Source organism: Streptomyces sp. NBC_00287 (genome assembly GCF_036173105.1).
In the GTDB taxonomy this organism is placed as follows: domain Bacteria; phylum Actinomycetota; class Actinomycetes; order Streptomycetales; family Streptomycetaceae; genus Streptomyces.
Genome location: NZ_CP108053.1, coordinates 2,834,289 through 2,861,088 on the forward strand (window position 1 = coordinate 2,834,289; position 26,800 = coordinate 2,861,088).

General features: G+C 69.9%; 21 protein-coding genes. 6 read left to right on the forward strand and 15 right to left on the reverse strand.

Translation table 11 applies throughout. The annotated features are described in order from the left end of the window. Positions 1–116: 116 nt before the first annotated feature. Positions 117–1,364 (reverse strand): RNA polymerase sigma factor, encoded by a 1,248-nt coding sequence (locus OHT76_RS12910; protein WP_328870943.1) that lies wholly within the window; start codon positions 1,362–1,364, stop codon positions 117–119. Between the two features lie 28 nt (positions 1,365–1,392). After that, positions 1,393–1,746: a YciI family protein gene (locus OHT76_RS12915; protein WP_328870944.1), complete on the reverse strand. Its 354-nt coding sequence runs from the start codon at positions 1,744–1,746 to the stop codon at positions 1,393–1,395. A 209-nt stretch (positions 1,747–1,955) separates the two neighbouring features. Here OHT76_RS12915 and pstS point away from each other — a divergent pair, with 209 nt between their 5' ends. Next, positions 1,956–3,092: a phosphate ABC transporter substrate-binding protein PstS gene (gene pstS, locus OHT76_RS12920; RefSeq protein ID WP_328870945.1), complete on the forward strand. Its 1,137-nt coding sequence runs from the start codon at positions 1,956–1,958 to the stop codon at positions 3,090–3,092. Between the two features lie 158 nt (positions 3,093–3,250). On the opposite strand, the gene OHT76_RS12925 is transcribed toward pstS, so the two are convergent. The 11 genes from OHT76_RS12925 to OHT76_RS12975 all read right to left on the reverse strand — a co-directional run bounded on the left by OHT76_RS12925 (position 3,251) and on the right by OHT76_RS12975 (position 18,698). Continuing rightward, positions 3,251–3,619: an ArsR/SmtB family transcription factor gene (locus OHT76_RS12925; protein ID WP_328870946.1), complete on the reverse strand. Its 369-nt coding sequence runs from the start codon at positions 3,617–3,619 to the stop codon at positions 3,251–3,253. Positions 3,620–3,681: 62 nt separating this feature from the next. After that, a complete protein-coding gene (locus OHT76_RS12930) occupies positions 3,682–4,461 on the reverse strand; it encodes a response regulator transcription factor (RefSeq protein ID WP_328870947.1) in 780 nt (259 codons plus the stop codon). A gap of 68 nt (positions 4,462–4,529) precedes the next feature. After that, on the reverse strand, positions 4,530–5,411 hold the full coding sequence (pstB, locus tag OHT76_RS12935; RefSeq protein ID WP_328870948.1) for a phosphate ABC transporter ATP-binding protein PstB: 882 nt from the start codon (positions 5,409–5,411) through the stop codon (positions 4,530–4,532). 4 nt (positions 5,412–5,415) lie between these two features. After that, complete coding sequence (gene pstA, locus OHT76_RS12940) at positions 5,416–6,324, reverse strand: phosphate ABC transporter permease PstA (RefSeq protein WP_328870949.1); 909 nt, start codon at positions 6,322–6,324, stop codon at positions 5,416–5,418. Continuing rightward, the gene (gene pstC / locus OHT76_RS12945; protein ID WP_328870950.1) at positions 6,321–7,265 is read right to left on the reverse strand and encodes a phosphate ABC transporter permease subunit PstC; all 945 of its coding nucleotides are present in this window, start codon (positions 7,263–7,265) and stop codon (positions 6,321–6,323) included. The genes pstA and pstC overlap by 4 nt, the downstream gene beginning before the upstream one ends. After that, complete coding sequence (locus OHT76_RS12950; protein WP_328870951.1) at positions 7,262–8,242, reverse strand: PstS family phosphate ABC transporter substrate-binding protein; 981 nt, start codon at positions 8,240–8,242, stop codon at positions 7,262–7,264. The genes pstC and OHT76_RS12950 overlap by 4 nt, the downstream gene beginning before the upstream one ends. Before the next feature lie 261 nt (positions 8,243–8,503). Then, positions 8,504–10,186, reverse strand: a complete 1,683-nt coding sequence (locus OHT76_RS12955) for an SWIM zinc finger family protein (protein WP_328870952.1) — start codon at positions 10,184–10,186, stop codon at positions 8,504–8,506. 76 nt (positions 10,187–10,262) lie between these two features. After that, the gene (locus OHT76_RS12960) at positions 10,263–11,570 is read right to left on the reverse strand and encodes a TIGR02679 family protein (protein ID WP_328870953.1); all 1,308 of its coding nucleotides are present in this window, start codon (positions 11,568–11,570) and stop codon (positions 10,263–10,265) included. Beyond that, the gene (locus tag OHT76_RS12965; RefSeq protein WP_328870954.1) at positions 11,567–15,742 is read right to left on the reverse strand and encodes a TIGR02680 family protein; all 4,176 of its coding nucleotides are present in this window, start codon (positions 15,740–15,742) and stop codon (positions 11,567–11,569) included. The genes OHT76_RS12960 and OHT76_RS12965 overlap by 4 nt, the downstream gene beginning before the upstream one ends. Beyond that, positions 15,739–17,082 carry a TIGR02678 family protein gene (locus OHT76_RS12970; RefSeq protein WP_328870955.1) on the reverse strand — a complete coding sequence of 448 codons (1,344 nt, stop codon included), beginning with the start codon at positions 17,080–17,082 and terminating at the stop codon, positions 15,739–15,741. The genes OHT76_RS12965 and OHT76_RS12970 overlap by 4 nt, the downstream gene beginning before the upstream one ends. Next, positions 17,082–18,698 (reverse strand): TIGR02677 family protein, encoded by a 1,617-nt coding sequence (locus tag OHT76_RS12975; RefSeq protein WP_328870956.1) that lies wholly within the window; start codon positions 18,696–18,698, stop codon positions 17,082–17,084. Before OHT76_RS12975 ends, OHT76_RS12970 begins: the two co-directional genes overlap by 1 nt. A gap of 807 nt (positions 18,699–19,505) precedes the next feature. Between OHT76_RS12975 and OHT76_RS12980 the strand changes: the two genes are divergently transcribed. After that, positions 19,506–20,378 (forward strand): amidohydrolase family protein, encoded by an 873-nt coding sequence (locus OHT76_RS12980; RefSeq protein WP_328870957.1) that lies wholly within the window; start codon positions 19,506–19,508, stop codon positions 20,376–20,378. A gap of 42 nt (positions 20,379–20,420) precedes the next feature. On the opposite strand, the gene OHT76_RS12985 is transcribed toward OHT76_RS12980, so the two are convergent. Together OHT76_RS12985 and OHT76_RS12990 are read right to left on the reverse strand one after the other, a co-directional pair. Beyond that, the gene (locus OHT76_RS12985) at positions 20,421–21,302 is read right to left on the reverse strand and encodes a PaaX family transcriptional regulator (RefSeq protein ID WP_328870958.1); all 882 of its coding nucleotides are present in this window, start codon (positions 21,300–21,302) and stop codon (positions 20,421–20,423) included. Between the two features lie 48 nt (positions 21,303–21,350). Then, positions 21,351–22,742 carry an alpha/beta hydrolase family protein gene (locus OHT76_RS12990; RefSeq protein ID WP_328870959.1) on the reverse strand — a complete coding sequence of 464 codons (1,392 nt, stop codon included), beginning with the start codon at positions 22,740–22,742 and terminating at the stop codon, positions 21,351–21,353. A gap of 411 nt (positions 22,743–23,153) precedes the next feature. Between OHT76_RS12990 and OHT76_RS12995 the strand changes: the two genes are divergently transcribed. From OHT76_RS12995 to OHT76_RS13010, 4 genes are read left to right on the forward strand one after another with little or no spacing between them, the layout of a single operon-like run. Then, complete coding sequence (locus OHT76_RS12995; RefSeq protein ID WP_328870960.1) at positions 23,154–24,131, forward strand: ABC transporter substrate-binding protein; 978 nt, start codon at positions 23,154–23,156, stop codon at positions 24,129–24,131. Between the two features lie 11 nt (positions 24,132–24,142). Then, on the forward strand, positions 24,143–24,946 hold the full coding sequence (locus tag OHT76_RS13000) for an ABC transporter permease (protein ID WP_443049913.1): 804 nt from the start codon (positions 24,143–24,145) through the stop codon (positions 24,944–24,946). 4 nt (positions 24,947–24,950) lie between these two features. Continuing rightward, on the forward strand, positions 24,951–25,733 hold the full coding sequence (locus OHT76_RS13005; RefSeq protein WP_328870961.1) for an ABC transporter permease: 783 nt from the start codon (positions 24,951–24,953) through the stop codon (positions 25,731–25,733). A 35-nt stretch (positions 25,734–25,768) separates the two neighbouring features. Further along, positions 25,769–26,623, forward strand: a complete 855-nt coding sequence (locus OHT76_RS13010) for an ABC transporter ATP-binding protein (protein WP_328870962.1) — start codon at positions 25,769–25,771, stop codon at positions 26,621–26,623. Positions 26,624–26,800 lie beyond the last annotated feature (177 nt).

The window sequence follows — 26,800 nt, forward strand, 5'->3', positions numbered from 1 at the left end:
AGAATGCGCGCCTTCCGCTTGCGCCCTGGGCATTTCAAACGGAATTACCCCTACCGCTCAAGGAGTCGCCGAGGTGAAGAAAATAGAGAGGTCTGGCAAATGCCGGGGCACCGGCGTCACGAGGGAGTGCCGAGCTCCTTGAGCCGGGCCTGGAGGAACTCGCGTTCGACCGCGTTCTCGGTCCGGGCGAGCGCTTCGCGGTAGGCGCTGCGGGCCTCGTCGACCCGGCACAGCCGCCGCAGGAAGTCGGCGCGGGCCGCCGCGAAGTACTGATAGCCGGTCAGCTGCGGTTCCGCGGCCAGCTCCGCGAGGGCGTCGAGGCCGGCCGCCGGGCCGTACGCCTGCCCGACCGCGATGGCGCGGTTCAGGGCCACCACGGGCGAGGGCCAGACCCCCAGCATGCTGTCGTACAGGCCGACGATGGCACCCCAGTCGGTGGCCTCCCAGCTCGGGGCCTGGGCGTGGGCGGCCGCGATGGCGGCCATCAGCGCGTACCGGGTCGGGGGCCGGTGCCGCATGGCCGACTTCACCAGCCGCAGCCCCTCCTTGATCTCCGCCGCGCACCACAGGGTCCTGTCCTGCTCGGAGAGGAGGGCCAGCGAACCGTCGGGGCGCGTACGGGTGCGCCGCCGGGCGTCGGTGAGCAGGATGAGCGCGAGCAGTCCGGTGGCACCGGACTGACCTGGCAGCAACTCGTGCAGCACCCGGGCCAGATGCAGCGCCCGCTCGATCAGGTCGCGGCGCTGCAACCGCTCACCGGAGGGCGCCGTGTGCCCCGTACTGAACACCAGGTGGACGACGTCCAGGACGGCGTCGAGCCGGGCCGGCAGCTCCTCGGGGGACGGCTCCCGGTACGGGATCCCGGCGATCTTGATCTTCTTCTTGCCGCGGGTGATCCGCGCGGCCATGGTCGGTTCCGTGACGAGCAGCGCCCGGGCGACCTCGGCGGTGGACAGACCGCACACCAGCCGCAGTGTGAGCCCCACCCGGGTGTCGACGTCCAGCGCGGGGTGGCAGCAGGTGAAGATCAGCCGCAGCCGGTCGTCCGGGATGTCCTGGTCGGCGATGTCCTGGTCCGCGGGCGGGGCGAGGTCGTGCTCGGCGAGCAGCGGCAGTTTGCCGCGGAGGGTGTCGTGCCGTCGCACGGCGTCCAGGGCGCGCCGCCGTGCGACGGTGGTCAGCCAGGCCTCGGGCCGCTGCGGCACTCCGTCCTCGGCCCACTGCTTGAGGGCCTGGGCGTAGGCCTCCTGGACGCACTCCTCGGCCAGGTCGAGGTCGTGCGTGATGCGCGCCGTGGCCGCCAGCACGAAGCCCCACTGCCGGCGGTGCGCCTCGGCCACGGCGGCGGCGACGGTGGTGTCCATGGGCGCTGGGTGTCCGCGTCCGGCGGGATCAGGCGTGCGGGTCGGAGCGGATCGGGCGGATCTCGACACCGCCGTTGGGTACGGGGATCTGCTCGGCGACGGAGAGCGCCTCGTCGAGATTGTCCGCCTCGATCAGGAAGTAACCGGCGACGACCTCCTTGGACTCCACGAAGGCGCCGTCACTGATCCGCACACCGCCGTCGATGTCGCGCCGCACCGAAGTTGCGGTGGACGTCGGGTGAAGTCGCTGTCCGCGCCGCACACTTGACTCATTGCGCGCCATGAAGTCCTGGAACCGGGTCACGAACGCGGCGTCCTCGGCCGGTTCCAGCTCGCTCGTCCGGGCCTCGTCCTCGTAGACCAACAGCAGGTACTCCGCCACTGTTTCGCGCCCTCCGCTTCGATGGGTCACCGACTGCTCACGCTACCGCACCGATCTTGCCGCTCCGGGGCGGAAGGAGGCGAAGGGAACTACGGCGAAGCTCGCCACACCGGCGATGCGAACGTGTCGACAGACGTTTGCGTGAACGTCGCCACCACCCGCCCCCGCATAGGCAAGCATCTATGTCCCCGGAACGCCTCGGAGGGGACATGGTGCAGCATCGTCGAGCCAGGCGGCGCAGCCTGGTGCCGGTCGGCGCCGTCGTCACGGCGGCCGGCGTGGCCGTCGCGGGCGGGGCCTGGTTATGGGCCTGGACGGACGACTCCGGCAGTGCGGGCAGTCGTACGGCGGCCAGGGCTCCGGCGGACCCGCGGATCCGGTGCGAGGCGAGGGGGCAGGTCTCGGGATCCGGGTCCAGCGCCCAGCACAACGCCATGAAGTACTGGATCGAGCAGTACCAGCGCGCCTGTCCGGGCGTGCGGATCGCCTACAACCCCGTCGGCTCCACCGCGGGCGTCTCTCAATTCATGCGGGGCGTCACGGCGTTCGGCGGCACGGACGGCGCGCTGAAACCGGAGGACATCGCCCGGACCGGGCCGGTGTGCGGCGGCGGACGGGCCGTCAATCTGCCCACGGTGGGCGGTCCGATCGCGGTCGGCTACAACCTCACCGAGGTCGACGACCTGATCCTCGACGCGCCCACCCTGGCGAAGATCTTCGACTCCCGGATCACCCGCTGGAACGACCCCGCGATCCGCGCGCTGAACCCGGCGGCCCGCCTGCCCGACCTGGACATCCAGTCCGTGCACCGCTCCGACGGCTCGGGCACCACCCAGAACTTCACGGCCTACCTCTCGGCCGCCGCACCCCGGCAGTGGACCCACCCGGTCTCCAAGTCCTGGCCCGCCGAGGGCGGCAACTCCGCCGACGGCTCACAGAGCATGGCCGGCGCGATGACCGGCACCCACGGCTCCATCGGCTACGTCGAGCTGTCCTACGCGACCCGGGGCCGGATCCCCACGGTACGCATCGACACGGGCGCCGCCGAGCCGGTCGCCCCGAACCCCGGCACGGCATCGGCGGGAATCGCCGGAGCGCGGATCACCGGGAAGGGCCGGGACCTGGCCCTACGTCTCGACTACGCGACCCGGACCTCAGGGGCGTACCCGATCGTCCTGATCACCTACGAGGTGATCTGCGACCGCGCCGCACTCCCGGCCCTGAAGTCCTTCCTGTCCTACGTCGTCAGCGAGGCGGGACAGGAGATCCTCCCGGGCATCCATTACGCGCCGCTGCCGGAGAAGGTGGCGACGCGGGTACGGGCCGTCGTGGCGACGCTGCCCTGACGCCGTCCCGAGGGGGCCGGGCGCAGTCCGCTCCGGCTCGGCAGCGCCACGAAGGGGGCGCGGGCTGTGCCGGCATGCGGTTCCGCCGCGTGGGCGCGAGCCGCCACAATGGCGCCGCAGACGATCGACGGCGTATCGCGGCACTCCCAGCGGAGCGTTCAGGCGGCTCGAGCGACATCCAGGATCTCGTGCACCCGGCCCATCCCCGCCCGGTCGACCGCGTACCAGACCCATGTCCCCCGCCGCTCCCGCGTCAGCAGCCCCGCCTCGGTCATGACCTTCAGATGGTGGCTGACGGTCGGCTGGCGCAGCCCCAGACAGTCGGTGAGGTCGGCGACGCAGGCCTCACCGGCGGGGGCGCGCTCGATCAGGCGGAGCAGTTGCAGCCGGGTCGGGTCGGCGATGGCCTTCAGTACGGCGGCCAGTCGCTCGGCCTCGTCGCGGTCGATCAACAGGCGAGCCAGGGAGGAGGGGCGCGCCTCCGCTTGGTCGGCCGCGATCTCCGTTTCCCCAGGAGAAACGTTCATCTATCCACCATAGGGCGGTCCCGGCAGGCCTTCCGGACCCGGACAGTCCACCTACCACTTGTTCACCCACGGTTCACCTTCACTCCGGCGCGGCTCCCCGCAGCGGAGTCGTCCCGCCCGCACTCCAGCCGGTACCCCATCCCCCGTATCGCGTCGATCGTGCACCGACTGCCCGCCTCGTCCCGCAACTTGTTGCGGACCCGGCGCACATGCACCGTGAGCGTGTTGCTGTCGAGCTTGTCCGCGCCCCACAGCGCCTTGGTCAACTCCCTTCGGCTGACAACCTTGTTGGGCCGTTCCATGAGATAGCGCAGCAGCAGGAACTCGCGGACCGGCAGGGTGAGCGAGCGCCCGCGCACATACACGTGAAAGCCCTCGACATCGAGCTCGATATCACCGACGACCAGCATCCGCGCGGTGCTCTCGGAGGAGCCCCGGACCGTGAGGAGCGGAAGGATCTCCTCGGCCCGGTAGGGGCGGGCGACGAAGGCCACGGCGCCCGCCGAGAGCGCGGCGGTGGCCTCGGCGGCGCCCTCCGCCCCGGCGCCCACGATCACCGGCACCGGGTGCAGCCGGGCGATCAACTCGGTGACGGCGGCGGCGCCGACCACCGGCAACGGCGCCGCGAGCAGCACCGCTCGCGGACGGCGGGCGCCGACCTGGAGCAGCGCCTCGGCACCGTCGTGGCAGACCAGCGTGCGCACGCCCGCGTTGAGAAAGCGGGCCACGACCTCCCGGGCGAGCTCCCGGTCGGGTTCGGCCAGCAGCAGATCCGGGGGCCTGCCGTCGTCGGGACCGCCGGTGGGGGCGGTCTCCGGCGGCCCGTGTGCCTCGGGTGTCACCCGTCGTACTCCTTCACGTGGACGCGCAAAGGGGCGCGGAGTGGACGGACCTCGGACGGGACATCGGCTCAGCCGAAACGGCCGGTGATGTAGTCCTCGGTGCGCTGGTCGGCGGGGTTCTCGAAGATCTTCACGGTGGTGTCGTACTCGACGAGCCGGCCATGCCGTACGCCCTTGTCGTCGACGTCCGCCGTGAAGAAGGCCGTGTAGTCCGAAATCCGGGCGGCCTGCTGCATGTTGTGGGTGACGATCACGATGGTGAAGTCGGCCGCGAGCTCCGCCATCAGGTCCTCGATACGGGCCGTGGCGATCGGGTCGAGCGCGGAACAGGGCTCGTCCATGAGGATCACCTCGGGCCGCACCGCGATGGCCCGCGCGATGCACAGCCGCTGCTGCTGTCCGCCGGACAGGGCGAGGGCGCTGTGCTTGAGCTTGTCCTTGACCTCGTCCCAGAGCGCGGCGCCGGTGAGCGCCTCCTCGACGAGGTCGTCCATGTTGCCCTTCATGCCGTTGACCCGCGGCCCGTAGGCGATGTTGTCGTAGATCGACTTGGGGAACGGGTTCGGCTTCTGGAACACCATGCCGATCCGCCGCCGCACCTCGATGGCGTCGACATCCGCGTCGTAGAGGTTCTCGCCGTGATAGGCGACCTTGCCGGTCACGCGGGCCCCGGGGATCAGGTCGTTCATCCGGTTGAAGCAGCGGATCACGGTGGACTTGCCGCAGCCGGAGGGGCCGATCATCGCGGTGATCTGGCGGCGCCCGATGAGCATGGTGACATCGCGTACGGCCTGGTGGTCGCCGTACCAGACGTCCAGGTCGGAGATGTGGAACACCGGGTCGTTCAGGGAGGGTTCGGGCCGGTTGCGGCGGCGGTCGCCGACGGCGAGGGAGAGCGCGTGGGCGTCCTCGCCCCCGGAGTTCTGGGCGGGAATGGCATCGTCAGTCATGGGATCACCAGCGCTTGGAGAAGCGGTTGCGCAGCCAGATCGCGGCCGCGTTCATGAGGAGGAGGATGGCCAGCAGGATGACGATCGCGGCCGCGGCGAGGTGGTGGAACTCCTCGCGGGACTGGCTGATCCAGCCGAAGATCTGGATGGGCAGCACGGTGTACGCGCTCTCCAGACCCTCCGGGTTGAACGCCACGTAGGTCACCGCGCCGAGCAGCAGCAGCGGCGCGGCCTCGCCGATCGCCCGGGACAGGGCGAGGATCGAGCCGGTCGCGATACCGGGAACGGCGGCGGGCAGCACCTGACGCCAGATGGTCTGCCACTGGGTGGCGCCAAGTGCCAGCGAGGCCTGCCGAATTGACTGCGGTACGGCTCTGATCGCCTCGCGCGAGGCGATGATGACAACGGGCAGGACAAGGAGAGACAGGGTGAGGGAGGCAGTCAACACCGTTGTCCCGAGGCCGAGTTCCCGTGCCAGCAGGCCAAGTCCGAGGATGCCGTAGATGATCGAGGGCACGGCGGCCAGGTTCTGGATGTTCAGCTCGATCATGCGGTTGTACCAGCGGTTCTGGTCGGCGTACTCCTCCAGGTAGATCGCCGCCATGACGCCGGTGGGCAGACAGAACAGCGCGGTGAAGGAGATCACCCAGATCGTGCCGAAGATGGCGGACTGGGCGCCGGCGCGCTCGGGGCGGCGGACGGAGGGGAAGTTCTCCCACAGCCGGGAGTCGAGCCGGGGCCAGGCCTCGACCAGCACATAGGTGATGAGGACACCGAGGAAGATGACGCCCACGGCCAGACAGCACAACAGCACCAGCCGGAAGGCGGTCTCGCCCGGCCTGAAGCGCGGTCCGGAGAGCTTGCGGGGGGCGGCATGGGAGGGGGGTTCGGTGACCCGGATCTCGGTGGTCATTCGTAGACCTCCCGGTACTTGCGCACGAGCCGGATGCTGATCACGTTCATCACGAAGGTGATGACGAACAGCAGGGCGCCGACGGCGAAGATGGTCTTGTACTCGAAGGAGGCCACCGGGACATCACCCTGGCCGGCCTGGGCGATGAACCCGGTCATGGTCTGCATCGCCTGCAACGGGTTCCAGGTGAGATTGGCGGTGAGCCCCGACGAGATGGCGACGATCATCGTCTCGCCGATGGCCCGCGAGATCCCCAGCACACACGCCGCGACAATGCCGGACAGCGCCGCGGGCACAACCACCCTGACGGACACGACCCGCTTGCCCGAGCCGAGCGCGTAGGCCCCGTCCCGCAGCGATGCCGGTACGGCGGACATGGCGTCCTCGGAGAGCGAGGCGACGGTCGGGATGATCATGACGCCCATGACGAGCCCGGCGGACAGGGCGTTCTGGAAGTCGGGCCCGTCGCCGCCGCCCGGCCACCACTCCTGGAGCCGGGGCGTAACAAAACTGAGCGCGAAGAACCCGTAGACGACGGTGGGCACACCGGCGAGGACCTCGAGCGCGGGCTTGAGCGTGGCCCGCACGCGCCGATCGGCGTACTCGCTGAGGTAGATGGCGGCCCCGAGCCCCACGGGAACGGCGACGGCGAGCGCGATGACGGTGATGAGCATGGTGGCGCCGAGCAACGGCAGCACACCGTACTCAGGGGTGCTGAACAGCGCGGTCCACTCCGTCCCACTGAGGAACTCGGAGAAGCTGACGCGCTCGAAGAAGTCGACGGTGGGCGGGATGAGCGAGACGACGATGCCGATGGTGGTGGCGACGGAGACCAGCGCGGCCACCAACAGCAGTCCTTGGATGACCCGTTCGCCATAACGCGGCTTGGCCCGCCGCAGGGACGGGGTCCCTGCGGGGGCCTTGAGCGTCGGCGAGGTCACTTCGCCGCAGCCTTGAGTTTGTCGAGGGCGGCCTTCAACTCGGTCTCCTGCTCACTGTTGAGCGGAATGAAGAGGGCGTCCTCGGCGATTGCCTTGTGGTCCTCGACGTAGTACTCGACGAACCCGAGCACCTCTTCGCGCTCAAGGGCCTTGGCGGAGGGGTAGATGAACAGGGGCCGAGCGAGGGGCGTGTAGGTCCCGTCCTGAGCGGTCTCGACGCTGGGCGAGACGCACCCGTCGCCGGCATCGATCTGAAGGGCCTTGAGCTTGTCGGCGTTCTCCTCGAAGTAGGAGAAGCCGAAGTACCCGAGGCCGCCCTTGGACCCGGCGACGCCTTGAACGATGACGTTGTCGTCCTCGCTAGGACTGTAGTCAGTCCGCGAGGCCCCCTCTTCACCGTTGATGGCGTCGGTGAAGTAGTCGAAGGTCCCGGAGTCGGTGCCGGGCCCGAAGAGCTTGAGAGGCTCATCAGGGAACTTGGCGTCGACCTGATTCCAGTTGCTGACCTTGGAGCCGGGCTCCCAGATCTTCTTGAGCTGCTCGACGGTCAGACACTCGACCCAGTCGTTCTCCTTGGGCACGACGACGGTGAGGGCGTCGTTGGCGATCTGGAACTCCTCGTAAGTGATCCCCTTTTCCTCACAGGCCGCCTTCTCCTCGTCCTTGATCGGACGAGAGGCGTCGGAGATGTCGGTCTCACCGTTGCAGAACTTCTCGAACCCACCGCCGGTACCCGAAGTACCCACGGTGACCTGGACCTTGGGCTGCTCCTCGGCGAAGAGCTCGGCGGCGGCGGTGGTCAGCGGGGCGACGGTACTGGACCCGTCGACCTTGACGGACCCCGACAGCTCGCTGCCGCCGGCCCCGCTGCCGTTTCCATCGTCGCCGTCGTCCCCACCACACGCGCTCACAGCCAGCATCACAGCCGCCATCAGAGCCAAGGGCGCCTTGGCCCGGCGCAACAAATGAATGTCCACGTGACTCTCGATCCTCGTCTCCGCCGGCTTGCCCGGCCGCGTGGCTGGATCGAATCTCGGCTATATGAACTCTCCGTGTATGGGCCGCCACTCTAATATGAACGATAGACAGTCATCTATATAGAAGGATCTTGTTCCAGGGTCACGGAAGGGTCACTTGAGCTGCTGGTTTTTAGTTCACTTGCAGTACACACAGGGTGGGGAGCGCGGACTGGGGGCGTAAACGGAAGGTCGGACGGGTCGTCATGGCATCGTCCCGACTCACATCCCCTGCTCCTCCATCAGCCGCAACAGATTCCGCTTGCGTTTGTGGACGGCGCGCAGAGCGAGGACGTGCGCGGCGAACTCGTCCGGTGTTCCCAGGCGTCGGTGGCAGTCGCGGATGCTCAGGAGCAGGCTCACGAGCCGCTCGTAGACCGTGTTGCCGGTCTGCTGGGTGAGCGGTTCGGCCAGGCGCAGGTAGATCCCGAGCGCGTCGGCGGGACGGTCGGCCCGCGCCTGGTCGGCGAGGATGAGCCACTGCCGGTCGTCGGCGCCGAGCGCGGTGGCGGCCTGCCAGGCTGCGTCGACGTCCTTGTCGTCGAGCAGGGCGTCGACGAGGAACGGGCCACCGTACGGCCCCTGACGGTGCCGCTCGGCGTCGGCGCGCAGCAGGGTGAGCGCCCCTTCGCGCTCAGCCGGCCAGCAGTCGGCCGCCCGCGCGGCGGCGCGCAGTTGCCGGTAGGTGAGCAGCGTGGGGCGTGCGCGGAAGTGGTCGCGGCGCAGGGCGACGGCATCGGACAGCCGCGCCACTCGTGCGTAGCGGTCGTAGAGGTAGTCGACGAGGGCAGTGTCCACGGTGGCGAGGTCGCGCGTCTCCCGGATGCCGCGTTCCGCCCAGCGCAGCGCCTCCCCGGCGCGCCCCGCGCCGTCCAGTTCGCCGGCGATGATCAGGTGCGTATGGCCGTTCGTCGTCAGGTCGGCCGCGTACACGGCGATCACCGTGTCGACGTCGCCGCCCGCCTTGGCCAGACGCTCCATCAGGGATTTCTCCGCCCAGCCCCTGCGGTTGCCCCGCCACGCCTCGATCGCCAGCTCACGCAGGGTGGACATGCCCCGTGCGCCGAGAACGTCCTCGTAGTCGAGCGGGTCGATATCGATGAGGCCGTCGTCGACTTCGCCGAGCGCATGACCGACCAGCCAGCGTGCGAGTTCCTCCGAGTCCGGGCGTGCCGCACGGCAGGCTTCGAGGTGGGCGTCGGCGAGAGTGTCACCGACCTGGCCGATCCCGCCGTCGGAGTCGTCGACACTGTCCACCGCGTCGGCCAGCAGCCGCATGGCCTCCCGCGCCGCAGTGATCGCGTCGGCAGGCCGTCCTGAGCGGGAGAGCGCGACGATCGCGGACACCGCTTGCCCGGCCTGGTCGGCGTAGGCGCGGGCGTCGGCGTACTCGACGTACCCGTAGCGTGCGAAGGGGCCGATGTCCAGGAGCTCACGAATGCGGGACCGGACCCCGGCGAGATCCCCGCGGGCGCTCGCGGCCCGCAGCTCAAGGCGGCGCCGCAACTTCCGGTCCTCAGCGACCTGTTCACGCATCAGGGCGAGCAACTCGTCCTTGGGCAGGGCGGACAGCCAAGCATCGAGATCCTGCACGCGGCGCCGTGCCGCCTCTCGCTGCTGCGGCAGGCTCCCTTGCTGGGCGAGTACCGTCAGACCGAGCGCGACCAGGTGCTTGCAGAAGTTGCCCTCCCGGCCATAGGGGCAGTCGCACTCGCCGGAGAGCCCGCCGAGATCGTCGAGTGTCAGCTCCACCATGTAACGCTCGGTGCCGTGGACGGTTGCGGTGACCCAGCCGTCGCCGATCTCCACTGCGGAGACGGCGTCGAGGTACCCGAGCCCACGCTCGAAGGACCGAGCTCCGGCCAGTGCTTGGAGACCCGCCTCGGTGAGGCTCCCGGTGACCATTCCGCCCAGCTCCCATGGTGCGCTTGATGTGCTGTCTCAAGAGTGCCGTAGGCCGAGGGCGCGATGTCACGGACACTCAAGGTTCCGCGAGATCACCCAGCAGCAGATCCAGCGCCGCCTCCTCATGCAGAGCGACGCCCAAAGCGTCCATGGTCGCGGCCAGTTCCGCATCCCAGGTCGCCTCGATCGGTGTGCCGGTGAGGGGAAGCGGCGGCGTTCCTTGCAACTCCGCCCGCGTCGCGAGGTATTCGTAGTCTGCCGCCGCCATGCGCCACGGTTCCGCTTGGTACCGCCCGATGACCCGGTTGGCGAGCACGATGCCCGGCCAGTCGAAATCACCGTGGTAGGCGAAGGCGCAGCCGGCCGCCGACAACGTGTCCAGGAGGGTGAGGACCACCGTCGCCGCACTGCCCGAGGTACAGATCAGGGGTGCGGTGCAGGCGGTGTCCGCCGCGGCCTCCACCACGCGTGGGTTCTCGCAGACATGGATGCGCGTGCGTGGTGGGAACGTCAGGTGCAGGGCGCGGAGTTCGCGCAGCGTCAGGTGCGCCTCCAGGCGGTGGTCGGCGCGTTGGCGCAGGCCAGCTTCCTGCCAGGTGGCGCCCGTCGGCCGAAGGCCATACGTGAGCACGGTGCTGGAGACCTCGTCGGGAGTGACCGAGGCCTGCCGCCACAGAGCACGGCGGCCCGGTGCGTCGCTGGGGAAGTCCACGCCCCGGGCCACCGCTATGCCGCGCTGGACCAGGCGTGCCAGCAAGGTGCCGTCGTCCAGGCCATGGGCCGAGCCGGTCGTGCGGGTGGCCAGTTCGCCTCGGCCCCAGGTGGCGGGGGTGGGATCCGTGCCTGTGCCGGGGAAGAGGGTCGCGAGGGTTTCGATGGCCTGGGTGATGGTGGTGAGCGCGGTACGGCCGGACGGCTGTCGCGTCAGCGTGCCGCCCCGCCGTATCTCCTCCAGCCATTGGCGGGCCCAGGCCTGGTCTGCCAGTGGCGTTGCGGCAAGGGCCATTTCCGTCGCGGTCCACAGACGGGTGCGTTCGGCCTGCGCCGCGTCCCGGACCGCCCGCCGGTCGGTCAGCGGCGGGCCCAGTGCCCTCAGGGTCGCGGCCAGGCTCCGTCCGACCGCGCTGGTGCGCAGGCGGGTGTCCAGGTCCGGCAGGCGGATCGTGGCGGTGGGGCCGGTGACCGGTCTGGCCAGGAGGAGGGACAGGGCCTCGCGCTCCTCGGTGTCCAGGTCCTGGAGTCGGATGGTGCCGGCCGGCAGGAGGCCGCTTCGTTCAAGGCGGGTACGGGCCGCCGTCCAAAGGCGCTTCAGACCTGGCCGGGTCAAGAACGCCAGCGTTTCGGCGGTCAGCGGCGGCTCGTCCTCCGCGCGGGCGTCGGTCATACCGACACCAGCCGCCTCTGCCGCCCGTTCCACGTGTAGTGAAGGGTCGCCACACCCCGCACGTGCGGGTCACGCAGGCACTCGTAGATGTGCAGGGAAGGCACGTCGGGCCAGTTGCCGATCAGGCGTTCGCTGGTGAGGACGAAGTCCAGGTCCAGGTCGACCAGGATGCGGCCCAGGCGCGCATGGGTGGGCTCGTCGACCTTGGCGAAGGCGTCGTCCAGCAGGATCAGCCGGGGTGCGTGCGGGGCCGACTCGGCGAGGCTCGTGAAATGGGCGGCCGCGGCGGCGAAGAGGACCAGGTAGGACAGGACGCGTTGCTCGCCCTGGCTGAGGCCCGTGCGGCCGGAGAGTTTGCGGCGGCTGCCGGGGGCGGCGTCGTTGACCACCCAGGGGATGAAGGTGAACCAGTCCCGGTAGTCGAGGGCGGTGCGCAGATGGGCCGCGTAGCCTGCGCCCGGGTCGGCGCGGCGGGCGTCCTCGATACGGCGTTGGAGCACGTCGCGGAGCTGCTCGGACTGGTCGTGGGTGCGCAGGCCGGACGGACTGCGCAGGAGGTCGACGGCCGCCTTGACGTCGGCTTCCACGCCGTCCGCCAGTTTCCAGTCCAGCGCGACCCCCAGTCCGTGTGACGTCCGGACCGTGGACAGGGTGCCGTTCAGAGCGGCTACCAGGGCGCCCGCGGCCAGGACCTGACCGGAGAGGTGGTCGCCCAGCTCTCCGGTCAGGAAGCGCTGGAAGACCTCTCGCTCGCGCTCCGTCAGCCGTTCGCGGGCGTCGGCCGCCTGGGCGGCGATGCGCTCGCCGACCACGGCGATGTCGTGCGGGCCGTGGTCGTCGACGAATCGGCAGATCTTGATGCCGTCGTGTTCCTCCAGCGTGGCGTCGTAGCCCCCGGAGAGCTGGTCGCGCAGATCCGTGTGCCGGTTGAGGAGCGCGGTGTCCGAGATGTCGCGCCGCTCGGCGTCCAGGCGACTCCGTACGGCTTCCACGAGCGGGCGCAGTGCCTTGGTGCGGTCGTGTGCGCCGTCGTCGGAGGCGTGCGCCTCGCCGCCCTCGTCCTGCGCCGACATGTCGAGGCCCGCGCCCCTGGTCACGCCCGGCAGGGACAGCGCCGTACGCAGTCGCCTGCCACTCGCCACCGCCTCTCCCTCCTGCGTGGCCAGCGCCTCGCGCCTGACCCTCTCGTCCTCCTCCGCGCGCACACGTTCGTCGTGCATTGCACTCAAGTCACGCTCAGCACCGGGAAGTTGACGTCCCACGGCCTCCAGCCGCCGCTTCGCCTCGTCCTCGCGGGCGAGGATTTCCTGTTCCGGTGCGTCGAGTGCCTCCTCCAGGCCCCGGATCGTGCGGCGGGCGGCGTCCAAGCGGGCGAGCGGCTCGGAGTAGTCGGATTCCGCTTCCCGCGTGGATGTCAGGGCGCGCTGGTAGCCTTCGCGGCCCTGCCGATGGGCGTCGGCGGAGGACGCCACCACGCGCAGCCGCCTGCGCAGTCGTTGGGTGCCCGTATCGAGGCGGTCCAGACACAGACGTACGGAGTCGAGCGCGCCCGGGTCGACCGGGAGGTCGTTCGCGCTCGCTGTCGCCTCGGCCTCGCGCCGGGCGGCGACCGCGCGGGCGCGCGCCTGCTCCGCCTCTCGGACGGCTGTGGACGCTTTGCCGGCCAGCACCTGGGCGGTGCGCTCGGCCTCGGTGGTACGGGCCCAGGCGTCGGTCAGTGGGCGTGCCGTGGGCGGGCGGCTCAGGGTGTCGGCCACTTGCACGCGGTGCTCGGTGAGGATCCGCAGGTCATGCTCCTGTTGCATCAACTGCGCCAGTACGTCCGTGAGTTGCCGGTCGAGTTCGGCCAGGGCCCGGCGTCGGGTCTCGGCACGCACCTCCGCGCCGACGTACTCGGCGGTCTGCTTCGTGTGACGGCCTCGGGCGACGCCCAGTTTCCAGAAGCCGTCCGTACTGATCGCGGATTCCGCCGTCGTGCTCGTGGTCCCGTCCATGACCAGAGCCACGGCATGGAGCACGCGCTCGACCTGTTCGGTCGTCACCCCACTGTCGGGTGCCGCAACCGGGCGCAACACCTCGGCGAGCGCGGGTCCGGCGGGCGGGGTGCCGGGAGCGAGGAGGGTGTCCCGCGTAGCCGGGTCCACGACGGTGCCGTCGGCGCACAGCCAGGCGTCGAGCAGGCCGCTCGCTTCGAGTGCGGCTTCCAGGCCCGCGCGGGCGGTTGGCACCAGGTCATCGGCGAAGTCGACGAGCCGGTACAGGGGTGCGCCGGTGCCGGGTGTGCGGGGTGCCGAGCGGTGGGGCGGGGGTGCGGGCTCGGGGTCGGTGCGGGCTTCCCAGTCGTTCCGCTCACGCTGCAGGCGGTCCTTCTCGGCGGCCAGCTCGTGGATCGCCACGGCACGCGCATCGCGCTGTTCGCCCAGTTCCGCCAGCCACGGATCGACGGCCACCCTGGCGGTGTCGGCCACCTCGTCGGGGGTATGGGCGGGAAGCGGGCCTTCCGCCGGGTCGTGGGCGGTCAGGGCGTGTACGGCGTCGAGGGAGACGCCGGTGAGGCTGCGCAGCCGCTCGGTCCAGGTCCGTACGGCGTCCGTGTACGCCTCCCCTTCGCGTGCTGTCTCCTCCCGTCGGCGTTCGGCCCGCTCACGTGCCTCGTCCGTCTGCTCCTCCAGACGCTCCCGGGCGGCATCGGCCTCGTGCGCCTCTTGCTGGGCCCGGTGTGTCTTGTCGATGAGCGCGGTCAGTTCGGTCACGGCCCGGGCGCGGTTCCTGATCACGGGCCCCGCGGTGTCCAATTGGGTGTCCCAGGCGTGCAGGGCACCGGCGCAGAGCTCCGTGTCGACGGCAAGCACCTCGCTGTGCCGCACGAGGTGGAAGTCGCCGTCCGGAGAAGTCAGTTCGGCCACCGCCGCACCCGCGACCTGGGTGACGGGAACCACGCCCGGATCACCCAGGTGCACGGGGTCGAGCCCCGACCGCTCCGCCTCGCGCAGCAACTCGCCATGCGCTGTGCGGAGTTCGGCGAGCTCTCCGCCGAGCCTTCCGGCTTCTTCGGTGAGTCGCCGTCCGGTGTCTTCCTGGGTGCTGTGGGCCTGGCGGAGTGCTTTGAAGGCGGTCGTCGCCGCGCTGAGCAGGGCGGTCACCGTGGCGCGCTTCTCCCCGAGTTCCTGCAAGCTGCGGTAGGCGGCGCTGGCGTGCAGGGCGGCGAGGTCCGTCCGGGCCGCATCCGCTTCTGCCTGGAGGACGTCGAGGCGGGCGGTGAGTTCATCCTCGCTCGTGCGGAGCTTTGCCACCTTCTTCACTGCCTCGTCCGCCAGACGCCGCTGCTCCGCCAGCCGTTCCAGTTCGCCGTTCACCTCGTCGGCCCGGCGGCGCAGCGCCCCGTGCAGGTAGCCGCGGTAGCTGGTCAGGAAGGTCCGTAGTGCTTCGTCGGTCCGTTCCAGGCGCCCGAGGTCGGTCCTTACGGCGTCGAGGTCGTCGAGGTTGCGGGCGACCTTCTCCACGACCTCGTCGTCGAGTGCGGGCAGCGTCTCTGCGAGGACGGAGACCAGGCCGCCGGAGTCGATGCGGTCGCCGATCGTGGGGCGGCGCAGGCGGTGCAGCAGGTGGAGCAGGTTGCGGTAGCGCGCCGGATCGGTGAGGCCGAACAGGTGGCGGGCGACCCGGGCCCGGTGTTCCACGGCACGGTCGGTGACGTTCTCCGGGCCGAGGAGGGACTTGAGTTGGTCGAGCGGCAGAGGCTGGCCGGCGGGGGCAAGGTGCAGGTCCTCGCCCACTCGCAGCGGGGTGATGAAGAAGAACGGCTTGGCCGTCCTGGTCGACTGGGAGGCGCGGACGGCCGCTCCGAGGGTGAGGTGGTGGTCGTTTCCGTCCTCGTCGGTGCGCGCGAACTCCACCCAGAGGTAGCCCAGTCGGTTGGTCTGCTCGAATCCGTCGAGCATCAGCCACAGCAGTGTGGTTCGTCCGGTCCCGGTGGCATCCAGAGCGCGGGCGTCGCCGTCGAGGAGGTAGGGCAGCAGCATCTCCAGGGCCTTGGACTTGCCGGCACCGTTCTTGCCACGCAGCAACAGGCGGCCGTCGCCGAAGGCGAACTCCTGCTTGTCGTACTGCCAGACGTTCCGGATGCCGGCGCGGTGAAGGCGGTAGCGGTGCGGGGAAGTGGGGCGGTTCACCGGGTCGGCTCCTCGGGTCCCTGGGAGACGTCGTCTACTTGTGGCTGTTCGGTACGGGATGTGACGGCCACCGTGGTGGCGAACCGGGCGGCCGCCGCGAGCAGCACCCAACCGGCCGTGCCGTCCTGCCCACGGGCGCCCGAGACGTCGGTGACGGACCGGCCGTCCAGGGCTGCATCCTCGTAACCTTCGGGCAGGCCGTGGCCGTCGGCGCGCACCGGGCCGACGGGCGCCATCAGGCGCATGCGGACCAGAAGGTCGAGGACGGCGGCGAGCAGCCCGTCCCGGTCCTCCAGGAGGCCGCGCTGCCAGTTGCTGCGTCGGCCGTACTCCTCGACGAGCTCATCGAGCAACTCGGGCAACAGCCCGTCCGGGACGGGAACGCCGATGACCAGCCTCCCGCCGACCGCGGGATGGCCGGGATCCTCGGGGCGCAGTCGGTCGACCAGCCGTCCCACCAACAGCAGCGCCGCCTGGGCGACGGTGCCGGTGCCCGGCAGGTGCAGGTCGGTGAGGTCGCCGTCCGGGTCGACGAGGGCGATGCCCTCGGCACGGATCTCGGCCTCCAGACCCAACAGTTCGGAGAAGGCCTGGGACTCACGCCGCTGCCGGGTCCGCAGCCACTCCCGCTCGGCGTCGGTCAGATCGTCGAGGTGGACGGCGGGTGTCTCGACGAGGCGTCTGCGCACGTACGTACGCGGGCCGCCGAAGCCGGGGTCGGCGGCTCGGCGTACGAGATCCGCTCCGTCGCGGCTCTGCGCCAGCGGTCCGGCGACGACCGCGCGGGCGATCTCGCGGTCCACGGTCAGCAGCGCCTCGCCGCCCCGCTCCTCGGCGACGGCCGAGACATGGCCTTCGGTCTCCGCCAGCACGCCCCAGTCCACGAGTTGGCGCAACGCGGCGGCGAGCGTACGACGCTCCGCCTGACGCCCGGAGTCGCTGATCTCGATCCCGGCGTCCACGGCCGCGGCCCTCAGGTCGGCAACGAGCTGGGAGAGCAGGAGCTGCTCGGGAGCAGTCACGAGAACGGAGAGGGCCAGGGCCAGGTAGGTGTACGTCCGCGGTGTGAACGGCGTTCCGGTGGACGGCCGCACCAGGCGGTGGCCGGAGCCGGGGCCGAGGCCTGCCTTGAACAGGCGGGCGTATGACGCCTCGACGAGGAGTCGGTAGCCGAACACCTGCTGGAAGCGCTGAGCGAGCCAGTCGGCGTGGCGGCGGATCAGCGGGAAGGTGTCGCTGTGCGGACCGTTGCTGGTGACCAGGGGGTGGGCCAGCAACAGGCGGGCGGCGGCACGGCGTTCGGCGGCAAGTGCGACGTCGTGGGCGGAGGGCAGGGGCATCAGGCGCTCGCCTCCTCGGCTGCGGGCGCCGGGGCGCTCTCGGAGGCGCTCTCGACGGCAAGGGTGAGGTCGTCCGCCGTCAAGTCGCCGTCCACGGAGCGCAGGAGGGTGTGCCTGCCGGGGGTACGCCACGCCGTCAGCCTGATTCCCAAATCCACATCACCTGCTTGCGCACTACCGAGCTGAAAGTCACCGGCCCCCTTATGCAGTTGGGCATTGCCGAGGGCGGTGGTGAGGAGTTCCAGCAGGAGTCGCATCGCCGCGGACCCCAGCCGCACCTGGTCGAATCGGCCGGATGCGCTGCGCAGTTCGGCGGCCGCGGCCTCACGGGCGGCAGCCTGCTCGCGCGCCTGCTCCATGAGGCGACGCTTCTGCTCGCCATGGTCCTCCACCGCCGCGGCTCGCCCGCGCGGGGCCCGGCTGCCACGCTCACGCAACGCGACCGGCACATCCACGACGGGCCCGGTCCACCAGCTCACATACGCTGGTACGGACCGATCGGGATCCGGCGCCACTCCCAGATGCCGCGCCCCGTACAGCCCGAAGGCAGCGACCGCGATGTCGTGGGCCTCCTCGGGCTCCGCGGCGTCGAACCAGGCGGCAAGCCTGAGCAGATCCTTACGGCGGGACATCTCCCCCGACGCCGAGCGCAGCATCCGCTTGGCATTGGCGAGCAACGACTGCAGGGCACGCAGGGTCGCATCCCGGAGCTGGTCCACCTGACTGCCGTGGCCATCGCTGTCGGCGAACCAGACGCGCAGCCCCTCCCAGTCGGCCAGTTCCCGCCCCCGACTACGCTGCACCCGCGTCTCGGGCAACACGTCGAAGAGCGCACCAAGGCCCGACGCATGGGCATCGATACGGCTCAACAATGCGGGCAGGTGCGGCCAGATCGCCCGCAGATGGGCGGCGATGCGCGGGGCACGGAAGGACACGTCCTCGGTGATCGCTTCCACGTAGTCGAGCAGCAGCTCCTTGAACCCCTGGTACTCGGCGCCGTCGAGGTCGTAGCGGGCGAGTACCTGGCCGAGATAGGCGTAGAAGTCCCGTACCGACTCGGCGAATTCGCCGAACTGTGCAAAGAGAGTGCTGATCTTCTCCAGTGCCTGCTGCGGGTCCGTGCCGCCCGGCGCGGCGGCGAGAGCGGCGATCTCCTTGAGCCCCCGGTCGACGAGGGTGAGCAGCTCACTGCTCACCTCACGCGCGGCGTCCGCTCCGGCCAGCACCTCATCGGCATCGCGCTGCACTCGCTCGCCCAGCTTGGACAACTGGTAGCGAGAGCGGGAGCGCTGGTACTCGGCGATGCTGGTCGCTGTGACCGTATGCGTACTGCGCAGCAGATTGCCCCAGCGCGCGAGCTGTTCGAGCCGAGCGGTCAGTGTCTCCGCGCCGAGCGCAGCCGCCGGGTGCCCGGCCTGCGCCAGCTTGGATTGCACATCGGGTACGGCGAGATCCGCGAGCAGGGTGCCGCAGAAGACCCGCATCACAGCGACGTACTCCAGGCGCTCGGGCGCGCTGAGGTAGGCGTAGGCACTCAGCCGCTGCCAGGTCTCGCTGCCGCTCCCCTCGTCGAACGGCTCGTCATGTGGTTCTTGGCGTAGTTCGTCCCCCACCATGCTGTCGAGCGTACGGAGCGGGACTGACAGTCCGGAGAAAGTTCGGGGAATCCGGCTGGGCCGGGCGGGCTTCTTCGGACGTCGATGGCCAGGGCGAACGTGCTGCCTGACGCCTGGACTCTGGTGGTGCCGTTGGCGTGCGTCAGTTCGGCGCGCGAGCGCGTCGGCGGTCGCCGGCGCGCAACATGCGAAAACGGCGCCCCGATCCCCCGACGACACGCGCCCGCCCGTTCGCCCGCCGTCCCCTGTTCTTCTTCTGATTCGGGGCAGCAGATGCACCGTGTGATCGCGCCGGGGGTGCGGATCGAACAGACGCGGCGACGGATCGCCAAGCTTCGGGCGGAAGGACTGGTCGACCGCATCACCCTGCCCCGAGCACGGACGGCTGCGCGTGTGGTTCCGACCTCCTACGGCGCGCAAATCGCCTCGGAATGGCCGGAGCCGCGCGGGCGGTAGCCATTGCGGTGATTGCCTCGCTCGTCGCTGACCTGCCCGCATCGGCGAACGTCTTGATCCCGACGCCGGAGCAAACCCCCGGATCAGGTCGAACCCGTACACCATCTCCATGGACGCAACCGACGACACACCCCCTGGCCGTACTACGCGAGAGACAGTGCCAGTGGGGAGTGTTGAAGGGGTAGAGAGGATCAAGAGAGTTGTTTCCAGCGGCGCGTCTGCGTGAAAGTGAGGGCATGATCACGCGATTCGCACGGCCGCTACCTCAAGGTATACAGCTGGCATCTCGATTCGGTTGCCGGACCACCGTGTTCACGCTCGCGCGCGGCGACGTCGAGAGGAAGCGGCCCCGTGGGTGAAGTCGAGGCTGTCGAGAAGTTCAGGCGACGCATCGGGGTGCCCGGGCTTGTCGACGTACACACGCATTTCATGCCAGAACGGGTCCTGCGCAAGGTGTGGGAGTACTTCGACGCCGTCGGCCCCATGACCGGCATCGAGTGGGGCATCACCTATCGGCAGGACGAAGACGAACGGCTCGCACTGCTCAGGCAGTTCGGGGTGCTCGCCTTCACCGCGATGCTCTATCCCCACAAGGCCGGCATGGCGCCCTGGCTGAACGAATGGGCCGCCGACTTCGCGGGACGCACGCCCGACTGCCTGCACACGGCCACCCTCTACCCCGAAAAGGGCGTGGAGGACTATGTGCGCACGGCGGTCGAAGCGGGGGCCCGGGTCTTCAAGTCCCATGTGCAGGTAGGGGCGTACGACCCCACCCACGAGCTGCTCGATCCTGTGTGGGGGATGCTGGCCGAGGCGGGAGTCCCGGTGGTCATGCACTGCGGCTCGGGTCCCGCACCCGGCAAACACACCGGGCCGGAGCCAGTGGGGCGGCTCCTCGCCCGGCATCCGCGCCTTCCCCTGATCGTCGCGCACATGGGGATGCCGGAGTACACCGACTTCCTGGACCTGGCCGAGCGGTACGACGAGGTCCGCCTGGACACGACCATGGTGTTCACGGACTTCAGCGAGCAGCTGAGCCCCTTCCCGGCGAGCGAACTCGGCCGGCTCGCCGAACTCGGCGATCGGATTCTCCTTGGGTCCGACTTCCCCAACATCCCTTATCCGTACGTCCACCAGCTCGAAGCCCTTGAACGGCTCGGACTGGGTGATGAGTGGTTGCGCCGAGTTTGTTACGAGAACGGAGCGCGACTCTTCGGGTTGTAGGCACCGCCGGCGCGGGGAGTCGGGCCCCGGCATCACCCATGCTCACGAAGGTTGCACAGGCGTCGTCTCCAGCAACTCGGCGGCCACCCGGCGGCCGGGCTCCCCCGTCTGTTCCGCGATACGCCGGAAAGTCTTCTCCGCCGAACGTGCCGGCCAGTCGGGTGGCAGATGCCGGAGGGGCAGCCGGGGATCCGTGCGGATGGTGCCCAGCCACTCGGCGACCAGGCGCAGGTGGGTGGCCAGCGGATCAAGGGTCGGATCGCCGACGTGGCTGATCCATCGGTTCTCGAAGGCGATGTAACGGGCGGCGATGGTCTCCAGATCCCAGGTGTCGCGGATCATCACATCGACGTCGGTGGCGGCGTCGGCGCACGCGTAGAAGATCTTGACGTGGGCTGCGATGCCGAGCTCGGCGACGATCTCGGAGACGTCGACACGACCCGGTGCGATCCACAGCCCGCTGTAGAGAGGACCGAATCCGGACCAGGTGAGCCGCGAGCGCAGGTCGTGGCGCTGACGCTGCCAGGCTTCGGGCAGCGAGAAACCCAACAGGGTCCAGGTTCCGTCCCAGTCGTCGTTGACCGCACTGGTCTCCCAGACGCGTGTCCCCCCGTCGTGGAGGATCTGCGTCGCGTGCGGGGTCAGACCGAAGTACATGCGGCGCCCTTGCCGCTGCCGTTGCAGCAGGCCGCGGCCCACCATGCGGGTGAGGGTGGAGCGGACGGCCTGCTCCCCGACTCCCACGCGACCGAGAACGTCGATGATGCTGCCCGAGTACACGCACACCGGGCCCTCTTCGAGGACGTGGTCACCGAAGAAGGCGAGCAGCAACGACTGGGGGCGCAGTTGCGGTCCGCCGGGCGAGTCCGGGGCAGTGCCGTTGTACCCATCGTTCACGTGGGAGTTCACCTCGGAGAGCGTCATGTCGGAACAGTACGGATGCCCGCCGCGGGGACGGCGGGCGACGTGGTGTCAGGGCCGGTACCGGTCGGCGGGGTGGGACAGGTCATAGGGGCGCGGGTACTGCGCCAGCGGGTAGGACACGTAACGCGCCGGCCCGGACGGATCGGCCTGCGTGGCGCGGGCGTTGAGCGTGGCTGGGTCGGTGCCTGGCCAATGGCCTGTGGTGATGCGGGTCTCCAGGGTGTGCAGAGCGGCGACCTCTTCGCCCGTGCTGAACGTGCAGTGGCCCGCGTTCTCGACGAAGGCCTGGCGCAGCAAGGGGGTGGCGCCCGCAGCGGTGACCGCACGGCGATAGGCGCTCGCCGACGGTACTGGGATGAGGCCGTCGCCCGTGGTGTGCACGGTCAGTTGCGGCTTGGCCAGTCGGCCGGTGAACGAGCTCGTGAGGGCCATCCGGTCGACTGCCTTGGTGTCGGCGGCGATCCGGGGAGCGCGGTTCAGCGTGGCGAGGTCCTCGCTCAGCGACAGACCGGCCTTGGCGTAGAGCTCGCTGACCTCCTTGTAGAGGGGGGAACGGTGAAGCATCGCGGAGTAGTCGACGCCGGTGTTCCAGGACATGTTGCCCCCGACCCGGCGCTCCGCCTCCTGCCGCCAGGAGAAGGCGGGGAATTTCACCAGGCCCATGACCGCCTGGAACTGGTTGGCCTGCTGGGCGTCCCAGTCGGTCGGCCCCGGCCGGGTCTGGGAGGGGTCGTTCCAGCCGGGGATGTTGTGCAGGGCGGCGGCCAGCGCGATGCGGGCCCGCCCGGAGGCCGCACTCTGCGCCCCGGCGACGGCCCCGGCCAGCGTGTCGGCCGCCTCGGCAGCCGCCGCCTGGCTGCCCAGGTCGGTCAGGCTGATGTCCGCATCGGGGGCGAGCAGTGTCTTCAACGCGAAGACCGGGTCGAGGGTGCTGTTCCAGTTGGCCACACCGCCCTGGAGCAGGCCGCACAGGGACAGTGATCCGCTGATGCGGTCCGGGTGGCGCTCGGCGATCACCGAGGTCACGAGCCCGCCGTAGGAGGCTCCCCAGGCGATGGCGTGCCGGGCCGGACCGAAGCGTGCGGTGAACGTGTCGAGCGTGGCCAGCTGGTCCGGCACCGCGTCGCTCACCGCCCACCCGTTGCTCGCGTACGAGGAGCCGACGAGCGCGTAACCCTCCTTCAGCAGAGCGGACTTGGTGGCGTCGTCCGGGGCGTTGCGCGCCGGGTTGGGCACTCCGAGGGGGGTGTAGCCGTGGCTGAAGAGCAGGACCGTGCCGTTCCAGGATTCCGGCTTGTCCATCACGTACGTCGCGCCGGACGGCAACGTGCCTTCGACGTGGGCGTCGGTCTCGACCGCCTGGGCGGCCGGGGCGAGGGGCGCGGCGAGCAGCAGCGCCGCCAGGGCGACGAGCGTGCGTCTGCGGAGGCGGGACTTCACGAGGGGGACTCCTTTGTCCTGGTGAGGGTGGCGGGAAGGAGTGCGGCGCAAGCAGCGACGGGAGGGCTGTGACCTCGGCGAGGGGCCCGGCCGGAGACCGGTGCGAAGCCTTCGCGGTCTCTTTCGTCCGGGAGCATGACACCGCGAAGGTAGGCGTGTACATTGCGGCCGTCAAGAAGATGCACAACATGCATCCGACGGGACGCCACGAGCCGCGAGCCACCCGCAAGACCGCCGGCACCCGATCGACCTCTCGAACCTCCCGACATGTCCCCATGGAGTCATTGGCGGGAGACACCGTCCGACCCCACGACCCGTCGGCAACGGCACAGCGTCGGCTCGACTCGCTCGAATGTCACATCTGCACCCAAGGCGAACAGTTCTCACCCACTTCCCGTGAGGAGGAGCCCCATGCGACGGCGCATTCTCGGGCTTGCTATAGCAGTGGTCACAGTCATCGGTGCGGCCGGATGCGGATCCTCGTCCGATGGGACGAGCGGTTCGTCGGCCTCAGGCAGCGGCAAGACCACCGAGGTCAAAGTCGGCATCATCCCGATCGTCGATGTGGCCCCGCTCTATCTGGGCCAGAAGAAGAACTTCTTCAGCAGCCGCGGCATCGAGCTGAAGATGGAGAGCGCCCAGGGCGGCGCCGCGATCATTCCCGGTGTGGTGAGCGGACAGTTCGACTTCGGGTTCAGCAACACCACGTCGCTGATGATCGCCCAGACCAAGGGAGTCCCGGTCACGTCGGTGGCCAACGGAGCGGCCACCACGGGAAACACCACGACCGACGTCACCGCGGTGGCGGTCAGGAAGGACAGCGCCATCAAGTCGGCCAAGGACCTGGCCGGCAAAACGGTCGCGGTGAACACCCTGCAGAACATCGGTGACACCACCGTGCGCGAGGCAGTCCGCAAGGACGGCGGCGACCCCTCGAAGGTGAAGTTCGTGGAGATCGCCTTCGATCAGATGCCGGCCGCCCTCGACGGCGGCCAGGTGGACGCGGCCTGGATGGGCGAGCCCGCGCAGACGATTGCCAAGTCCCAGGGTGCCCGGGCCGTGACGTCACCGTTCGCCGAGACCGACCCCAAGCTCACCGTCGCGACCTACTTCACCTCCGCCCAGCTGGCGAAGGAGAACCCCGACCTGGTGAAGAAGTTCGCCGAGGCGATGACCGAGTCGCTCACGTACGCCTCCGCGCACCCGGACGAGGCACGGCAGATCCTCACCACCTACACCAAGATCGACGGCCAGGTACTGAAGGACCTGACGCTGCCCGACTGGCCCGCCCAGTACGACATGGCGTCCCTGGAGAAGCTGGCCTCGCTCGGTGAGCAGGATGGACTCTTCGGCGACAAGAAGCCCGACCTGAAGGCGCTGTTCCAGTGACAGCGTCGGCACTGGCGTCCGTAAGGACGAAGCCCGCGGGGCGCGGCCCGAGCACCACCGCCGCGCTGCGCGGGCTCGCCGGGCTGGCCGGTCTGGTAGCGGTCCTGGAGGTGCTGCCCCGCACCGGTGCGCTCTCGGCCCACTACCTTCCGCCCGCGTCCGAGATCGGCCGTACGCTGGGGCAGCTGCTCGCCGAGAGCACGTTCTGGACGGCGCTCGGCGACACCGTGGCCGGGTGGGGGCTGGGGCTGGCCATCGCGGTCGTGGGCGGTGTGGTGGCCGGGGTGGTGATCGGCTCCGTGCCGGTCCTGCGCGCGGCGACCGCCTCCACCATCGAGTTCCTGCGTCCCATCCCGTCGGTGGCGCTGATCCCGGTGGCGGTGCTGCTCTACGGCACCGCACTGGAGTCGACGCTGCTGCTGGTGGTCTACGCCTCCTTCTGGCAGGTCCTCGTCCAGGTGCTGGCCGGCACCCAGGACGTCGACCCGGTCGCGGACGACACCGCCCACAGCTATCTGCTCGGCAGATGGGGGCGGGTGCGGTACGTCCTGTGGCCGACCGCGCTGCCGTACGTGATGACGGGCGTACGGCTGGCGGCCGCCGTGGCGCTGGTCCTCGCGATCACCGCGGAACTCGTCATCGGCTCACCCGGCCTCGGCCGCGAGATCGCCGTCGCGCAGACCTCCGGCGCCGTGTCACGGGTGTACGCCCTGGTGCTGGTCACCGGGCTGTTCGGCGTCGCGATCAATCTGGTGGCGCGGGCCGTCGAGCGGCGGGCGCTGCACTGGCACCAGTCCCAGCGCAGGGAGGGATGACCTGATGACCGTCCTCACAGTGGGCCGTCGTGCCCTGCTCGTGCTGGGCCTGCCTTCCGTTCTGTTCGCGGTGTGGTGGTTCGCCACCGCCGGCAGCACCGACTTCTACGTCCCACCGCTCTCCACCATCCTGGGGAAGTTCGGGGAGGTCTGGGTGGGCGACCGGCTGGCGTCCGACGTCCTGCCAAGCCTCCTCAGACTCACCGCGGGCTACCTGCTCGCCGTGGTCATCGGCGTCGGACTCGGCCTGCTGGTCGGCACGCACCGCGTCGTACGGGACGTCCTGGAGCCGGTGCTGGAGCTCTTCCGCGCCATCCCGCCGCCAGTGCTCGTCCCCGTGATCATGCTGTTCGCGGGCATCGGCGACACCATGAAGGTCATCGTCATCGCCAGCGGCTGCGTCTGGCCGATCCTGCTCAACACGGTCGAGGGCGTCCGCGCCGTGGACGAGGTGCTCGGCGACACCTGCCGCTCCTACGGCATCACCGGCCCCGCCCGCCTGTGGCACCTAGTCCTGCGCTCGGCCAGCCCGCAGATCGTCACGGGCATGCGGCAGTCGCTGTCGATCGGGATCATCCTCATGGTCATCAGCGAGATGTTCGCCGCCAGCAACGGACTGGGCTTCACCATCGTGCAGTTCCAACGCAGTTTCGCCATCCCCGAGATGTGGAGCGGCGTCCTGCTCCTCGGCCTGCTCGGCTTCGTCCTGTCGCTGCTCTTCCGCCTCGCCGAGAACCGGGTCCTGGCCTGGTACCACGGCCTGCGCCGCGCCCAGCGCACCACTTGACCGGCCGCCCGGTCCGCCCCGAGAAGGAGACGTCGATGCTCGACGTACGCAACCTGCAGAAGACCTACACCGGCCGCAACCGCACCGTCGAGGCGCTGCGCAGTCTCAGCTTCCACATCGGCGCCGGTGGACTGGTGTGCCTGGTCGGCCCGTCGGGCTGCGGCAAGACGACCCTGCTGAAGTGCATGGCCGGACTGCTCACCCCCACCGGCGGCGAGGTGACGCTGGACAGCCGCCCGGTCAGCGGGCCCCCGCCCGGCATGGCGGTGGTCTTCCAGGAGTACGGCCGCTCGCTGTTCGCCTGGATGAACGTCCGTGACAACGTCGCCCTCCCCCTGCGCCGCAAGAAGCTCGGCAAGGCGCGGGAGAGGGAACTCGTCGACCATGCCCTGGAGGTGGTCGGTCTGGCCGATGCCCACCACGCCTACCCCTGGCAGCTCTCCGGCGGTATGCAGCAGCGCGTCGCCATTGCCCGCGCCGTCGCCTACGAACCGAAGGTGCTGCTCATGGACGAGCCCTTCGCCGCCGTCGACGCCCAGACCCGCGCCGACCTGGAGGACCTCATCCGGCGCCTGTGGCACGAACTCGGGGTCACCGTCCTGTTCGTCACCCACGACATCGACGAAGCCGTCTACCTCGGCCAGCGCACGATCATCCTGTCCAAGTCGCCGACCGTGGTGCTGGAGGACCTGGCCATCGATCTGCCCGACGAACGCGACCAGTTGCACACCCGCTCCAGCACACGCTTCGCCGAACTGCGCTCGCACGTCTACGAGCAGATCCAGCGCGCCAAGCACCACAGCGGCGACACGGCTTCGGGTGGCGCCCGCCAGGATCCCGGCTCGGGACTCCCGTCACCCGAGAAGAGGGACGAGACCAGAGTTGCGTGACGCCATTTCGGGAACCGGTTCGACGGCCTGCACCGCCGCCTGCCGGCCCTGCTTCAGGTCGATGCCGGCCGGCCGTTGCGGGGTCTGGGGTTCTCGTGGGCCTGTCGCCGAGCGCGAGCTTGGCCCATCAGCACTCTGGATACGAAGAGTGCCTGCCCGACTCGACGACCGGGTTTC

Bases quoted from the DNA above. Each gene is read 5' to 3' on its own strand.
- OHT76_RS12975 (WP_328870956.1), bottom strand. From the start codon at position 18,698: ATGGTGGGGGACGAACTACGCCAAGAACCACATGACGAGCCGTTCGAC.
- OHT76_RS12925 (WP_328870946.1), bottom strand. From the start codon at position 3,619: ATGAACGTTTCTCCTGGGGAAACGGAGATCGCGGCCGACCAAGCGGAG.
- OHT76_RS13005 (WP_328870961.1), top strand. From the start codon at position 24,951: ATGACCGTCCTCACAGTGGGCCGTCGTGCCCTGCTCGTGCTGGGCCTG.
- OHT76_RS12955 (WP_328870952.1), bottom strand. From the start codon at position 10,186: ATGGTCACCGGGAGCCTCACCGAGGCGGGTCTCCAAGCACTGGCCGGA.
- OHT76_RS12995 (WP_328870960.1), top strand. From the start codon at position 23,154: ATGCGACGGCGCATTCTCGGGCTTGCTATAGCAGTGGTCACAGTCATC.
- OHT76_RS13010 (WP_328870962.1), top strand. From the start codon at position 25,769: ATGCTCGACGTACGCAACCTGCAGAAGACCTACACCGGCCGCAACCGC.
- OHT76_RS12960 (WP_328870953.1), bottom strand. From the start codon at position 11,570: ATGACCGACGCCCGCGCGGAGGACGAGCCGCCGCTGACCGCCGAAACG.
- OHT76_RS12910 (WP_328870943.1), bottom strand. From the start codon at position 1,364: ATGGACACCACCGTCGCCGCCGCCGTGGCCGAGGCGCACCGCCGGCAG.
- pstB (WP_328870948.1), bottom strand. From the start codon at position 5,411: ATGACTGACGATGCCATTCCCGCCCAGAACTCCGGGGGCGAGGACGCC.
- pstA (WP_328870949.1), bottom strand. From the start codon at position 6,324: ATGACCACCGAGATCCGGGTCACCGAACCCCCCTCCCATGCCGCCCCC.
- OHT76_RS12985 (WP_328870958.1), bottom strand. From the start codon at position 21,302: ATGACGCTCTCCGAGGTGAACTCCCACGTGAACGATGGGTACAACGGC.
- pstS (WP_328870945.1), top strand. From the start codon at position 1,956: ATGGTGCAGCATCGTCGAGCCAGGCGGCGCAGCCTGGTGCCGGTCGGC.
- OHT76_RS12970 (WP_328870955.1), bottom strand. From the start codon at position 17,082: ATGCCCCTGCCCTCCGCCCACGACGTCGCACTTGCCGCCGAACGCCGT.